Source organism: Halomonas sp. LMYGS-3 (genome assembly GCF_059509875.1).
The window spans coordinates 1-576 of record NZ_JCAKFQ010000080.1; the positions used below are offsets into that span (position 1 = coordinate 1).

Genomic DNA, 576 nt, shown 5'->3' on the forward strand with positions numbered 1-576 from the left:
GGCGGCGAGTACCTGCACCCCCGCCAGGTGCTGCGCGAGCTGGAGAAGGCCATGCCCGCGGACGTGATGGTCTCCACCGACATCGGCAACATCAACGCCGTGGCGCACAGCTACCTGCGCTTCGACAAGCCGCGCAGCTTCTTCGCACCGATGAGCTTCGGCAACTGCGGCTATGCGCTGCCGACCATCATCGGCGCCAAGGCGGCGGCCCCGCACCGTCCGGCGATCGCCTACGCCGGCGATGGCGCCTGGGGCATGAGCCTGATGGAGACCATGACGGCGGTGCGGGAAAACATCCCGGTGACCGCGGTGGTGTTCCACAACCGCCAGTGGGGCGCGGAGAAGAAGAACCAGGTGGAGTTCTACAACCGTCGCTTCGTGGCCGGTGAGCTGGACAACCAGAGCTTCGCCGAGATCGGCCGGGCGATGGGCGCCGAGGGCATCACCGTGGACCGGTTGGAGGACGTGGGGCCGGCGCTGCAGAAGGCGATCGACCTGCAGATGACCGAGGGCAAGACCTGCATTCTCGAGATCATGTGCACCCGCGAGCTGGGCGACCCGTTCCGCCGCGACGCG

General features: G+C 67.9%; 1 protein-coding gene. It reads left to right on the forward strand.

Annotation, left to right across the window (positions count from 1 at the left end):
- A partial coding sequence (locus AC5W54_RS22545) for a thiamine pyrophosphate-dependent enzyme (RefSeq protein WP_495964327.1) occupies positions 1-576 on the forward strand: 576 nt, incomplete at both ends.